12 protein-coding genes are annotated in these 12,569 nt (G+C 52.9%); 8 read left to right on the top strand and 4 right to left on the bottom strand.

The features are described from left to right. Positions 1-33 precede the first annotated feature (33 nt). The 8 genes from AB1K62_RS07915 (at position 34) to AB1K62_RS07880 (ending at position 9,521) form a co-directional block, all read left to right on the top strand. Positions 34-1,569, top strand: a complete 1,536-nt coding sequence (locus AB1K62_RS07915; protein WP_367002707.1) for an acyl-CoA synthetase — start codon at positions 34-36, stop codon at positions 1,567-1,569. An 8-nt stretch (positions 1,570-1,577) separates the two neighbouring features. After that, entirely contained in the window at positions 1,578-2,870 is a 1,293-nt protein-coding gene (locus AB1K62_RS07910) for a cytochrome P450 (protein WP_367002706.1), read from the top strand. A 77-nt stretch (positions 2,871-2,947) separates the two neighbouring features. Further along, positions 2,948-4,375, top strand: a complete 1,428-nt coding sequence (locus tag AB1K62_RS07905; protein WP_367002705.1) for an aldehyde dehydrogenase family protein — start codon at positions 2,948-2,950, stop codon at positions 4,373-4,375. Positions 4,376-4,547: 172 nt separating this feature from the next. Next, positions 4,548-5,720 carry an acetyl-CoA C-acetyltransferase gene (locus AB1K62_RS07900; RefSeq protein WP_367002702.1) on the top strand — a complete coding sequence of 391 codons (1,173 nt, stop codon included), beginning with the start codon at positions 4,548-4,550 and terminating at the stop codon, positions 5,718-5,720. A 74-nt stretch (positions 5,721-5,794) separates the two neighbouring features. After that, complete coding sequence (locus tag AB1K62_RS07895) at positions 5,795-6,580, top strand: SDR family NAD(P)-dependent oxidoreductase (RefSeq protein WP_367002700.1); 786 nt, start codon at positions 5,795-5,797, stop codon at positions 6,578-6,580. A 62-nt stretch (positions 6,581-6,642) separates the two neighbouring features. Then, positions 6,643-7,512, top strand: a complete 870-nt coding sequence (locus AB1K62_RS07890) for a crotonase/enoyl-CoA hydratase family protein (RefSeq protein WP_367002698.1) — start codon at positions 6,643-6,645, stop codon at positions 7,510-7,512. A 53-nt stretch (positions 7,513-7,565) separates the two neighbouring features. Next, positions 7,566-8,207 (top strand): TetR family transcriptional regulator, encoded by a 642-nt coding sequence (locus tag AB1K62_RS07885; RefSeq protein WP_367002696.1) that lies wholly within the window; start codon positions 7,566-7,568, stop codon positions 8,205-8,207. Positions 8,208-8,342: 135 nt separating this feature from the next. After that, on the top strand, positions 8,343-9,521 hold the full coding sequence (locus tag AB1K62_RS07880) for an LL-diaminopimelate aminotransferase (protein ID WP_367002695.1): 1,179 nt from the start codon (positions 8,343-8,345) through the stop codon (positions 9,519-9,521). A gap of 46 nt (positions 9,522-9,567) precedes the next feature. On the opposite strand, the gene AB1K62_RS07875 is transcribed toward AB1K62_RS07880, so the two are convergent. From AB1K62_RS07875 to ftsE, 4 genes are read right to left on the bottom strand one after another with little or no spacing between them, the layout of a single operon-like run. Beyond that, positions 9,568-10,257, bottom strand: coding sequence for a lysophospholipid acyltransferase family protein (locus AB1K62_RS07875; RefSeq protein WP_367002693.1), 690 nt, complete (start codon positions 10,255-10,257; stop codon positions 9,568-9,570). Between the two features lie 2 nt (positions 10,258-10,259). Beyond that, positions 10,260-10,793, bottom strand: coding sequence for a YdcF family protein (locus AB1K62_RS07870; RefSeq protein ID WP_367002692.1), 534 nt, complete (start codon positions 10,791-10,793; stop codon positions 10,260-10,262). A 9-nt stretch (positions 10,794-10,802) separates the two neighbouring features. Continuing rightward, positions 10,803-11,729 carry a cell division protein gene (locus AB1K62_RS07865; RefSeq protein WP_367002690.1) on the bottom strand — a complete coding sequence of 309 codons (927 nt, stop codon included), beginning with the start codon at positions 11,727-11,729 and terminating at the stop codon, positions 10,803-10,805. Positions 11,730-11,735: 6 nt separating this feature from the next. Beyond that, positions 11,736-12,446 carry a cell division ATP-binding protein FtsE gene (ftsE, locus tag AB1K62_RS07860; RefSeq protein ID WP_367002688.1) on the bottom strand — a complete coding sequence of 237 codons (711 nt, stop codon included), beginning with the start codon at positions 12,444-12,446 and terminating at the stop codon, positions 11,736-11,738. Positions 12,447-12,569 lie beyond the last annotated feature (123 nt).

Raw genomic sequence — 12,569 nt, 5'->3', positions numbered from 1 at the left:
TGGTAATCGCCACATTATGGAGAGATACAGCCGATGCACCCTTATCTGCACGCGCAGGAAAATCCCGATAAACCAGCGGTCATCATGGCCGGTAGCGGAGCGGTTCAGACTTTTGCGGAGCTGGATAAGGCATCCAATCGTATGGCCCAGCTTTTTCGCAAAGAGGGGCTTAAAATTGGCGATACGGCAGCGGTGTTGCTCGACAACCATCCGAATTTCTTTGATTTTATCTGGGGCGCGCAACGCGCGGGGCTTTATTATGTGGCTATCCCCAGTCGCCTGACCGCATCTGAAGTATCTTATATTCTGGCCGATAGCGGGGCTTCATTGCTGGTAAGCTCGGAAAACAAAAAAGCCGTGCTTGACGAATTGTCCACGCTCAACCCCGATGTGAAGCAATTTATATATGGCACAGAAGATAGCCGTTCGATGGAAACCGCTTTGGCCGCCATGCCCGATACACCGATTGAGGATGAACGGCACGGCACCGATATGCTTTACAGTTCGGGAACCACCGGCAGACCAAAAGGCGTCCGGATTCCTTTTCCTGAGAATGAGGATATTGCCGGGCCTAACGGGCTGGCAATGATGGCCCAGACTGTGTTCGGGTTTGAATTCGGCTGCACCTATTTATCTCCAGCGCCACTGTATCATGCAGCGCCGCTGCGCTGGTGCATGAGTGTCCACAGGCTGGGCGGCACAGTTGTTGTCATGGAGAAATTTGATCCGGAACAAGCGCTTGCCTTGATCGAAAAATACAAGATTACTGCCAGCCAGTGGGTTCCGACCCATTTTATACGGATGCTCAAGCTTCCTGAAGAAGTTCGGGCAAAATATGATGTATCATCCCTGAAAAGCGCAGTGCATGCTGCTGCGCCCTGTCCGGTGCCGGTGAAAGAGCAGATGATTGAATGGTGGGGGCCGGTGCTGATGGAATATTATGCCGGATCGGAAGGTAATGGCTTTACCTTTATCAACTCCGAAGACTGGTTAGAGCGTAAAGGATCCGTGGGTAAGGCCTTGATTGGCAAGCTGCGAATCTGTGACGAAGAAGATAATGAAGTTCCCCCCGGAGTAGAGGGGCAGATTTATTTCGAGGACGGAGCGCCGTTCAGCTATCATAATGATCCGGAAAAAACCAAGGCCGCGTTCAATAAGCATGGCTGGACCTCTTTGGGAGATGTCGGGAAAGTTGATGAGGATGGTTTCCTTTATCTTACCGACCGAAAAAGCTTTATGATTATTTCCGGCGGCGTGAACATCTATCCCCAGGAAATAGAGAATTTGCTCGTCACTCATCCCAAGGTTGCCGATGCCGCTGTGATTGGCGCTCCCGATGAGGATATGGGAGAGCGGGTTGTTGCGGTGGTTCAGCCTAATGATCCGAAAGAGGCAGGTGATGCTCTGGCTCAGGAACTTGAAGCCTATTTGCGGCAAAGCCTGTCGGGCGTGAAAGTTCCGCGCCAGATTGATTTTCGCGCCGAATTGCCGCGTGAAGCTACCGGAAAATTATATAAACGCCTGCTCCGCGACGAATATTGGGGCAAGACCGGAAACCGGATTGTTTAGGAGGAAATATGAACGCTGCACCACAAGCACCGGCTGATATAGCGTCGGCGGTTATTAACCCCGCATCCTATGCGGAATGGGACAATCTGCTCGATAAATTTGATGTGCTGCGCCGGGATATGCCGATTGCGCGCATTGAAAATGGCGACCTGCATGATCCTTTCTGGCTTGTCACCGGCTATGATGATGTCATGCAGATCAGCAAAGACAACGCCATGTTCCTGAACAGCCCGCGCGGCGTTGTATTCGCTATGCGTGAAGGCGAGGCCATGGTTAAGGCGATTACCGGCGGCAGTCCGCATCTGGTTAATTCGCTGGTTGCGCTGGATGCCCCTATCCATCCCAAATACCGCCGGCTGACGCAGCAATGGTTCATGCCCAAAAACTTGCGCCAGCTTGAAGGGGAGATTAGCGCTCTGGCCAAAACCACGGTCCAGCGATTGGTTGATGCGGGGTCGGAAGCAGATTTTGTGCCTCTGGTCTCGACACCTTATCCCTTGCACGTCATCATGCAGATATTGGGCGTTCCGGAAGAGGATGAGCAACGCATGCTCTTCCTGACCCAGCAAATGTTCGGCGGTCAGGACGAGGATCTCAATAAAACCGGCATGGCAAATATGACAGCAGAACAGATCACCAAGCTGGTGGTTGGCGCTGTTGCGGATTTCGAGGCCTATTTTGCCAAGCTGGCGCAAGAAAAGCGCGCTAATCCGACAGATGATGTCGCAAGCGTTATCGCCAATGCAAAAGTGGATGACGAATATCTCAGTGACCGGGACATGGCGGGCTATTATATCATAGTCGCCTCTGCGGGCCATGATACAACCTCTGCTTCCACGGCTGGTGCGATGATGGCGCTGGCGCAGGATCCCGAACAGTTTGCGCGGTTGAAAGCGGACCGTTCTTTGCTTCCCGGCATTGTCGAAGAAGCAATCCGCTGGACCTCTCCTGTGCAGCATTTCATGCGGACCGCTGCAGATGATACCGAGATTGGCGGTGTATCCATAAAGAAAGATGACTGGCTGATGATGAGCTATGTCGCTGCTAATCATGATGAGCGGATATTCGAAAACCCGCGAAAATTTGACGCGTCGCGGTCGCCCAATCCTCATTTGGCCTTTGGCGCCGGGGCGCATAAATGCCTTGGCCTCCATATGGCGCGGCTGGAAATGAGGATATTATTCAATGAATTGCTTGACCGGATCGAAACGGTTGAACTGGCCGGAGAGCCAAAGCGCGCCAAATCCAGCTTTGTCGGCGGGCTCAAAACCCTGCCGCTCAAATATACATTATCAAAATGACAGGCGCATAGTGCCTTGTAATTGGGTATATACGCACGAAGTAGATACAGCAGAAGAAATTTTAATAGGAGAGCGACATGATCACGCAATATAAGAACCTTATTAACGGCCAGATGGTCGGCACCAAAGATGTGCTGGACGTGGTCAATCCCGCGAATGAAGAAGTCATTGGTCAGGTGCCGGCCAGCGGCGAAGCCGAACTGGATCAGGCGGTCGCCGCGGCGCGTGCGGCTTTTCCGGCATGGAGCAAGAAACCCATTGATGAGCGCCGCGAGGTGATCCAGGCGATCTCTGCGACACTCAAGGAAAATAGCGACGAGCTGTTCCGGCTGCTCACATCCGAGCAGGGTAAGCCCCATGCGCAGGCGCAAAGCGAGATTATCGGCGCATCCATGATGGCATCGGCGCAATCAACGCTCGACCTGGATGACGAAATCAACGAAGATACTGACGAGCGGCTCAGTCGCACACGCCGGGTTCCGGTGGGCGTAGTTGGCGGCATTGTGCCTTGGAACTTCCCGATCATGATGGCGGTGCAGAAAATTGTTCCCGCACTTTTGTCTGGCTGTACGATTGTGCTCAAGCCTTCCCCGTTCACCCCGTTGACGACATTGCGGCTGGCCGAGCTGATCAAGGATGTTGTTCCGGCGGGCGTAGTCAATATCATTACCGGCGAAGACAGCCTTGGCCCGTTGATTACCAACCATCCCGATATTGATAAAATCACCTTCACCGGCTCCACCGCGACCGGCAAAAAAATCATGGAAGGTGCTTCCAAAGACCTGAAGCGGATCACCCTTGAACTGGGCGGCAATGATGCGTCAATCATCCTGCCTGATGCCAATGTCGAAAAAGTGGCTGAGCAGCTTTTCTGGTCGAGCTTTGCCAATGCCGGACAGATTTGTGTCGCTGCCAAGCGTATTTATATCCACGAGGATATCTACGACGAGCTGAGCGCTGCGCTGGCTGAATATGCCAAAAATGTTAAAGTGGGCGATGGCTCGCAACAGGGCACAGCGGTTGGTCCGGTGCAGAACAAGAAACAGTACGAACGTGTGCTGGAGCTGGTTCAGGACGCCAAAGACAATGGCTATAAATTCCTGGTTGGCGGAGACCATGATCCGGATATTCCGGGCTATTATGTGCCGATTACCATTCTTGATAACCCGCCAGAAGATGCGCGGATTGTTGCCGAGGAACAATTTGGCCCGGTCATGCCGCTGATGAAATTCAGCACAACGGATGAGGTGATCAGCCGCGCCAATGCCAGCGAATATGGTCTGGCCGGAGCGGTCTGGACCGCTGACCCTGATGAAGGCGTCCGCATTGCCGAGCAGCTTGAAACCGGAACAGTGTGGGTTAATGAATCCCTGCATCTGTCACCATTTGCGCCCTTTGGTGGCCATAAACAATCCGGCTTTGGCGCGGAATATGGCAAGGAAGGCCTGCTGGAATTCACCTATCCTCAGGTAATAACGGTAAAGAAAGACAATGTGCCTGCTTGAAGCAGCCTGAGTAAATTGACCAGTCGCTCTGATGAACTGGCATGATATATTGGCGCTCTGCATTTCAGTGCAGAGCGCCTTATCATCACTATTAATGATTGACGCTAAGACAGGGCGCGTTTAACCGGTCAATTAAATTTCAGATTCGCAAATATATCAAGGAGTATAAATAATGGGTGAAGCCTATATTGTAGATGCAGTTCGGACCGCTGGCGGCCGTCGTGGTGGCCGGTTGGCGGGGATTCACCCTGTTGATCTGGGTGCAGCGACTCTTGATGCCATTGCGGATCGCAACGATTTTGATCCTGCCGCGATTGAAGATGTCATTACCGGCTGTGTGATGCAGGGCGGCGAGCAAGCCGGCGATGTCGGACGCAATAGCGTTCTGGCCTCCAAACTGCCGGACAGTATTCCGTCCGTATCCATCGACCGCCAGTGCGGTTCTTCGCAGCAATCCATTCAGTTCGCCGCGCAGGGCGTGATGTCCGGCACACAGGACATGGTTGTCGCGCATGGCGTGGAAAGCATGACCCGCGTGCCCATGGGTTCGACATCGGTATTGTTTCACAAAGCCGATCTGGGCCACAATAAAAGCCCCCGTCTGGAAGAAGCCTTTCCGGGCGTTAAATTCAGCCAGTTCATGGGCGCCGAAATGCTGGTCGAAAAGCATGGCTTTACCCGTGAAGACCTTGACCGGTTCGCGCTGGAAAGCCACCAAAAAGCTATCGCTGCTGTAGAAGCCGATGCGTTTGCCAACGAAATTGTTGCTGTAAAAATTGAAACGCCCGAAGGCGAGGAAATGCACACGGTCGATGAGGGTATCCGTTTTGATGCCACTATGGAAAGTATTTCCAGTGTCAAATTGCTTCAGGAAGGCGGCGCGATTACCGCGGCCAATGCCAGCCAGATTTGTGACGGGTCCAGTGCTGTTCTGGTTTGCTCGGAGCAGGCATTGAAAGACCACGGACTGACCCCGCGCGCACGGATCGTTAATCTGACCGTAACCGGTGGCGATCCGGTCATCATGCTGGAAGAGCCTTTGTTTGCAACCGACCGGGCGTTACAGCGCGCGGGCATGAAGATTGACGATATTGACCTCTATGAAGTCAACGAAGCCTTTGCTCCGGTTCCGCTTGCATGGTTGAAGCATGTCGGCGCAGACCGCAGCAAGCTCAACGTAAACGGCGGCGCGATTGCGCTGGGCCATCCACTGGGCGCTTCGGGTGCAAAACTAATGGCTACCTTGCTCAATGCGATGGAAAACCGTGGTTCAAAATACGGACTGCAAACCATGTGTGAAGGCGGCGGTCAGGCCAACGTAACCATTATCGAACGTTTGGGTTAACCACCATTTCCCTGAACCGGCCCATGGTATGATGAGTGCCGGTTCGGGGTATAAAACAGGAAAGAAGAAATATCATGGAACTAAATAACACGATGTCGGCAGTTATTACTGGCGGTGCTTCTGGTCTTGGCGCTGCAACAGCGCGGCGTCTGGCCGAAAAAGGCGTTAAGGTTGCGTTGTTCGACCTGAACGAAGAAAAGGGCGAAGCTCTGGCGTCTGAGCTTGGCGGCGTTTTTTGCAAGGTCAATGTAACAGAAGATGACAGCGTTGATGCTGGTTTTGAAAAAGCCCGCGCGGCCGTTGGCCAAGAGCGCATTTTGGTAAATTGTGCCGGTATTGGCAACGCCATCAAGACCGCAAAGCGCAACCGCGAAGACGGTTCCATCAGCCATTTCCCGATGGACGCTTTCAACTTTGTCATTCAGGTAAATCTGGTCGGAACTTTCCGCTGTATTGCCAAATCGGCAGCCGGCATGTTGACGCTTGATCCGCTTGACGACAATGGCGAACGTGGTGCGATGGTTAACACTGCATCTGTCGCAGCCGAAGATGGCCAGATGGGGCAAGCAGCCTATTCCGCTTCCAAAGGCGGCGTTGTCGGCATGACCCTTCCTATTGCCCGCGATCTTATGGCCGAAGGTATCCGTGTAAACACAATCCTTCCGGGCATTTTTGATACACCGTTGCTGGCGGGTGCCCCGCAAAAGGTCCGAGATGCACTTTCAGCATCCGTGCCGTTTCCAAAGCGCCTGGGTCTGCCCGATGAATATGCCAAACTGGCTATGTGCATGATCGAAACCGGTTATTTCAACGGTGAAGATGTGCGTCTGGACGGAGCAATCCGTATGGCCCCGCGGTAATATGTCGCGGTAATTTACATCCCCTCCCGTATCAGCGGGAGGGGTTTGATAGGATCCTCCCCATGACTTATTCCCATATCAGCTATGACGTTGCCGATAAAATCGCGACGATTACGATCAACCGTCCGGAAAAAATGAACGCTTTCACCAACATAATGTTGAATGAAATGTGCGATGCGTTCGACCGGATTGACGCGGATGATGATGTCCGCGCTGTTATTGTGACCGGCGCTGGCGACCGGGCTTTTTGTGCCGGAGCGGATTTGACTCCCGAGGGTGGCGGAGGACCATTTGCCAGCAGCGATCCGGTGGAGGATTATTCCGACCCGCGTGTCCGTGATGGCGGCGGCAAGCTGACCTTGCGTATCTACCAATGTCTTAAACCTGTTATTGCTGCGGTAAATGGCGCAGCGGTCGGTGTCGGTGCGACTTTGCAGCTGCCGATGGATATCCGGCTGGCCAGCGAAACGGCACGATTTGGATTTGTTTTTGCCCGGCGCGGCATTGCGCCCGATGGAGCAGCGAGCTGGTTCCTACCTCATATTGTTGGGCGGCCATTGGCGCTGGAATGGTGTATGACCGGACGGATTTTCAATGCGAAAGAAGCCTTGGACGGGGGGCTGATTCGCTCCATCCACAAACCGGATGAACTATTACCGGCGGCTTATGCTCTGGCGCGTGAAATTATCGACAATACCGCACCTGTTTCTATCGCTGTAACCCGGCAAATGCTGTGGCAGATACCGTGCGCGGATCACCCGATGGAAGCGCATAAAATTGATAGCCGGATCATCTATAGCCGCGCAAAATCGGGCGACGCCAAAGAAGGCATTTCCAGTTTTCTGGAAAAACGCGATCCGGTTTATCCGGACAAAGTTTCCACAGATATGCCAGATAGCTTCCCATGGTGGGAGGAACCTGTTTATAAGTGATCGCTTGAGCGGGGTCTGTGGAGATATAGACCTGTCGAGTAAGGGGATATGATATGAGCGCTGGCAAGCAGGCGAGTAAAAACAGCGACGCTGATAACGCGAGCGCACGTGGAAAATTGATCGAAACCGCCAGCATGATTATGCGTGAAGGCGATACGATTGATATATCATTCAGCGAGCTTTCCGTTAGGTCGGGCCTGAACAGCGCGTTGGTCAAATATTATTTCGGTAATAAAGACGGCTTGCTAGAGGCTATTCTTGAACGCGATATGACCAAGATTGTCGAGGATGTAGGCCTGTTAATTGCCAAGGATATGCCGCCCGAAGATAAATTGCGCCATCATATCGGCGCGGTAATCGATACCTATCATAAATATCCCTATTTGCACCGGCTGACTATGCGCTTGATCCGCGATCTTCCGCCTGATGGTGCGCGTGATATTGCGACCAAATATCTTAAGCCATTATCAGAGGCCTATAGCATATTTCTTGGCGACGGGATTAAAACCGGCGTCTTTCGTGATCTTGATTCGGACCTTTTCTATTCTGCTGTCACCGGGGCTGCTGACCGTTTCTTCACCGGGAAACTGGTCTGGAAATATTGCTATGGTCGTGATGATTTTGAAGAGAAAATGCGCGATTCCTATCGTGAACAGACGGTCGACCTGATCATGTCCGGAATATTAGCGAAATAAAGCGCCGTGGCGCTTGGTGAAACCGCCTGAATGGGCGGTGATAAATGCAATAATTTGTCTCGGGCCCCTCGACATTGCTACAAAATTGCGCGAAGCAGCCACTCTGTATAATGAACCACCGGAATTATTATAATCATGTCTGAAGATTTTTACCGTATTAAGCGTTTGCCGCCTTATGTATTTGCTGAAGTAAATGCGATGAAGGCCGATGCGCGAGCCCGCGGTGAGGATATTATCGACCTTGGCATGGGCAATCCCGATGGTGCACCCGCAAAGCATGTGATCGACAAGCTGTGCGAAACAGCAAATGATCCCTCGGCGCATCGATATAGCGCGTCCAAGGGGATAAAAGGCCTGCGGCTTGCGCAGTCCAATTATTACAAACGCCGTTTTGACGTGGAGCTTGATCCTGAAAGCGAAGTCATTGTGACTTTGGGGTCAAAAGAAGGGCTGGCCAATCTGGCACAGGCAATTACGGCGCCCGGTGATGTGGTTCTGGCGCCCAATCCGTCTTACCCGATCCATACCTTCGGTTTCATCATCGCAGGAGCATCGGTCCGCTCTATCCCCGCTGCGCCCGGCCCGGATTTTTTCACCAGGCTGGAATATGCGATGAGCTATAGCGTGCCAAAGCCGTCTGTTTTGGTGATGGGCTATCCTTCCAATCCGACCGCTTATGTTGCCGATCTCGATTTCTATAAAAAGGTGGTCGATTTTGCACTTGAACATAAATTGTGGGTGATCAGCGATCTTGCCTATGCTGAAATCTATTATGGCGATGTGCCGACCCCGTCGATGTTACAGATTGACGGAGCGAAAGATTGTGTTGTCGAATTTACCAGCATGTCGAAAACTTATTCCATGCCCGGTTGGCGTATGGGATTTGCCGTTGGCAACCAGCAATTGATCGGCGCGCTGACGCGGGTCAAATCCTATCTGGATTATGGTGCTTTCACGCCGATTCAGGTGGCGGCTACCGCTGCCCTTAATGGCCCGCAGGATATTATCGAGGAAAACCGTGTGCTCTATAAAAAGCGCCGGGATGTAATGGTCGAAAGTTTTGGTCGTGCGGGCTGGGACATCCCGGCACCGGAAGCCAGCATGTTTGCATGGGCACCAATTCCAGAGCAGTTCAGGCATCTGGGCGCCATGGAGTTTTCAAAGCGGTTGATTGCCGAAGCGGGCGTTGCGGTGGCTCCTGGCCCCGGCTTTGGCGATGAGGGAGAAGGCTATGTCAGGCTCGCGCTGGTCGAAAATGAACAACGCATCCGGCAAGCGGCACGCAATATGAAGAAGTTTCTCAGCCAAGGGTGATTGGGGAGTGTTTGTCGCGCCTAACCATCGCGCCTAACCATCACATCTAATCATTAAGGGCGTTAATCGCGGCATGAACGCGGTCGCGGATATCGTCGCGGCCCAGACCCGGCTCGATCTCGTCTTGCACAGCATAGGTGATCACACCGCTTTTCTGGACAAATGTATCACGCGGGGCGACTAGCCCGCTATCAAGGGCTACAGGGACCAGAGGTAGCTCCATAAGCTTGTATATGCCGGCAAATCCGGTTTGCAATTCTGGCCGCTGGCCATGGTGGGCGCGGCTGCCTTCGGCAAAAATAATGATCGGGCGGCCCTGGGCAACGGCTTTTCTGGCTTGTTTGATAATCTGCCGCATCGCTGCGCCGCCGCCATCGCGATCAATGCCCAAAAGCCCGTGCCGTTTGGCAATCCAGCCCCAAAGCGGAATGACGAGCAGTTCTTTTTTGGCAATAACTACAGGTTTCTTGAAGATACGCAGCAGATCAATCGTCTCAAACATGCTTTCATGTTTGAAGACATACAGCAGGGGTTCGTTGCGTATTTCCCCCTCTATTTTGACCCGGATACCCAAAATGAGACGGGCGCAAAGATAGTGGTAGCGGCTCCAAAGCCGGCCCATGAAATGGGTTCCGGATTCGGAAAAAAGCGCCACGAGAAACGCTAATATGATGATCGGTGTCGACCCACCGTAAAACACCGGAATGAAGATGATCGACCGGATTGCTGCCAACATGTTTAAACCCCCGCCAATGCAGCCACTTGGCGCATCAGATATTTATTATATTCCTTGAACAGCATGCCAAGCGATGGCGCACTGGCCACGGCATCCGCTATGATCGAAATTTCCGGCGGTATAGCACGTTCCAGTTCCAGTTTCGCGCGCCGCATGTGCCAGTCAGATGTGACCAGTCGCAAGGATGTATCTTTGCGCCGGGCGGCCCAGCGCGCTGTTTCCAGAGCATTGGAACGGGTGTCCACGGATTGGAATCCTAAATCTATGCAACATTCGAACAAACTGTCGGAACGGCCATATTCAACCGCTAGCTCATGCGGTTTCACATCGCGATCAACGCCGGATATTAAAAGATATTGGGCCTTTTTAGCTTCCAGAAGCTCAAGCCCGCGGTCGATCCGTTTGGCTCCGCCGGTCAGCACCACTACCGAATCGGTTTGCACATCATCGGAGGCCGGACGCGGCAAATCTATGGCAAACCAGGCGAAACCGATTATCCAAAGGAGCAAAAGAAAACTGAAAGAACGCAGGATCATAAAATGTGACTACAATATTTTCTTAAGCGCGCCCATGACCGTCATTCGCGCAGTCACCATTGCAAGAAGCATCCCCAATATCGGAATGACAGCGATAATCAACCAGCTAAACCACGATAGCCGGAGCGATTGCACCAGCCCGGACCCCAGTGCCGAAAGCTGCATCCCCAGCAGCAATATGATCGCCGCGCCGCACAATAGCCCCAATATACCGCCAAGCAACGCATCAAGCGCGATCCGGCGTTGGAACAGGCGGCTGATTTGTCCATCGGTTCCGCCGAGCAAATGAATAACGCTGATGGTTTCCTTATGCGTGTTCAGTGCGGAACGGGCAGAAATAATCACCGCCGCTGATGTTGCCATCGCCAGTAAAGCCACCAGACCAAAGGCAATCCACTGTAATGATTTTACCAGTCCTATGACCGGCGCAATAAGGCCGCTGCTTGGCTCTACCCGCGCATTCGCCGAAAACGGCCTGATCGCGGCGCGTAGCTGTTCCAGTTCATCCTCACCCGCCGGACGTACAAGTGTCAGATCAATCAGGGAGGGAAGAGGTATATCTTCCAGTAAAGAGCCTGCTTGCGCGTTCCCTGTCTGGTTTTCCGTCTGTCCCAGCCATGGTGCGATCAATTCCTCAATCTCTTTGGGCGGTAAGATACGAACTTCGTCTATCAATGCCATACCCCGCAACCGCGCGGCTGTATCCTCGGTCTGTTGTGCTTTAAGAGCGGGATTGGCTTCTATAATCTGAACCGTCGCACGGCTGGAAAGCTGGTCGGAAATATTATTCCCGGCTTCGGTAAAAGCCAGGCCCGCACCCGCAGCTAGCACCATCAGAAAAATCATGATGGCAATGACCCATGGCATTGGTCCCGACAGACGACCTTCGGGAATCAACCGGCGATCGTGACCGGGAATGACAAACAGGCTGAGCATCAGGCGTTATGCCCTGTCACGCGGTAAGGGCGGGTTGCGTAACGAGCCGGTCGGATCGGACAGTCCGCCTTTTTCAAGCTTCATCATCTGGGCACCGGCTACCTTGCTAAGCAGGTGAATATCATGGGTCGCAACCACGATTGTTGTACCTAATGTATTTAACGCTTCAAATAATTGCAGCAGACGAACCGCCATTTCGGGATCGACATTGCCAGTAGGTTCATCCGCGACAAGTATCTCCGGTCTGCCGATCACCGCGCGGGCAATGGCGACGCGCTGTTGTTCCCCGCCTGACAGCGTAGCTGGACGGGCTTCCGCACGCTCGCCCAATCCCACCCAGTCGAGCATTTCGGCAACGGGGGTTGTCAAATCCTTTTCCTTCACTCCGGCAACGCGCAGTGGCAGGGCAATATTGTCAAAGGCGGAAAGATGGGGAACAAGGCGGAAATCCTGAAACACCACGCCAATACGTCGCCGGAACCCGGGCAGGCGCGCGCGCGACATGGTTACGGCATCTTCGCCAAATAATCTGATCAAGCCACGACTGGGCCGTTGAGCCAGATATAATAGTTTGAGCAGCGATGTCTTGCCTGCGCCGGACGGTCCGGTCAGGAAATAGAAGCTACCCGGATAGAGCGTGAATGTAAGGTCAGACAAGGTTTCCGCGCCCGCACCATAGCGCAGACCAACATTTTCAAACTGAACAATTTCATTCATCAATATTTTTCAAATCATTTGATCGTGTTGGAAATAATATTTGGAGTCAATTAAGACGCTACAACGCGCAAAATCAACTACCGTGTAGTTTAGAGCCGATCAAGCGAACATCAGAACGTAGAA

This window comes from Parasphingorhabdus sp. JC815 (genome assembly GCF_040717415.1).
Lineage (GTDB): Bacteria > Pseudomonadota > Alphaproteobacteria > Sphingomonadales > Sphingomonadaceae > Parasphingorhabdus.
This window is presented reverse-complemented; position numbering and strand designations above follow the sequence as displayed.

Coding starts and splice junctions, on each gene's coding strand:
- AB1K62_RS07915 (WP_367002707.1), top strand. CDS start 34: ATGCACCCTTATCTGCACGCGCAGGAAAATCCCGATAAACCAGCGGTC.
- AB1K62_RS07910 (WP_367002706.1), top strand. CDS start 1,578: ATGAACGCTGCACCACAAGCACCGGCTGATATAGCGTCGGCGGTTATT.
- AB1K62_RS07905 (WP_367002705.1), top strand. CDS start 2,948: ATGATCACGCAATATAAGAACCTTATTAACGGCCAGATGGTCGGCACC.
- AB1K62_RS07900 (WP_367002702.1), top strand. CDS start 4,548: ATGGGTGAAGCCTATATTGTAGATGCAGTTCGGACCGCTGGCGGCCGT.
- AB1K62_RS07895 (WP_367002700.1), top strand. CDS start 5,795: ATGGAACTAAATAACACGATGTCGGCAGTTATTACTGGCGGTGCTTCT.
- AB1K62_RS07890 (WP_367002698.1), top strand. CDS start 6,643: ATGACTTATTCCCATATCAGCTATGACGTTGCCGATAAAATCGCGACG.
- AB1K62_RS07885 (WP_367002696.1), top strand. CDS start 7,566: ATGAGCGCTGGCAAGCAGGCGAGTAAAAACAGCGACGCTGATAACGCG.
- AB1K62_RS07880 (WP_367002695.1), top strand. CDS start 8,343: ATGTCTGAAGATTTTTACCGTATTAAGCGTTTGCCGCCTTATGTATTT.
- AB1K62_RS07875 (WP_367002693.1), bottom strand. CDS start 10,257: ATGTTGGCAGCAATCCGGTCGATCATCTTCATTCCGGTGTTTTACGGT.
- AB1K62_RS07870 (WP_367002692.1), bottom strand. CDS start 10,793: ATGATCCTGCGTTCTTTCAGTTTTCTTTTGCTCCTTTGGATAATCGGT.
- AB1K62_RS07865 (WP_367002690.1), bottom strand. CDS start 11,729: ATGCTCAGCCTGTTTGTCATTCCCGGTCACGATCGCCGGTTGATTCCC.
- ftsE (WP_367002688.1), bottom strand. CDS start 12,446: ATGAATGAAATTGTTCAGTTTGAAAATGTTGGTCTGCGCTATGGTGCG.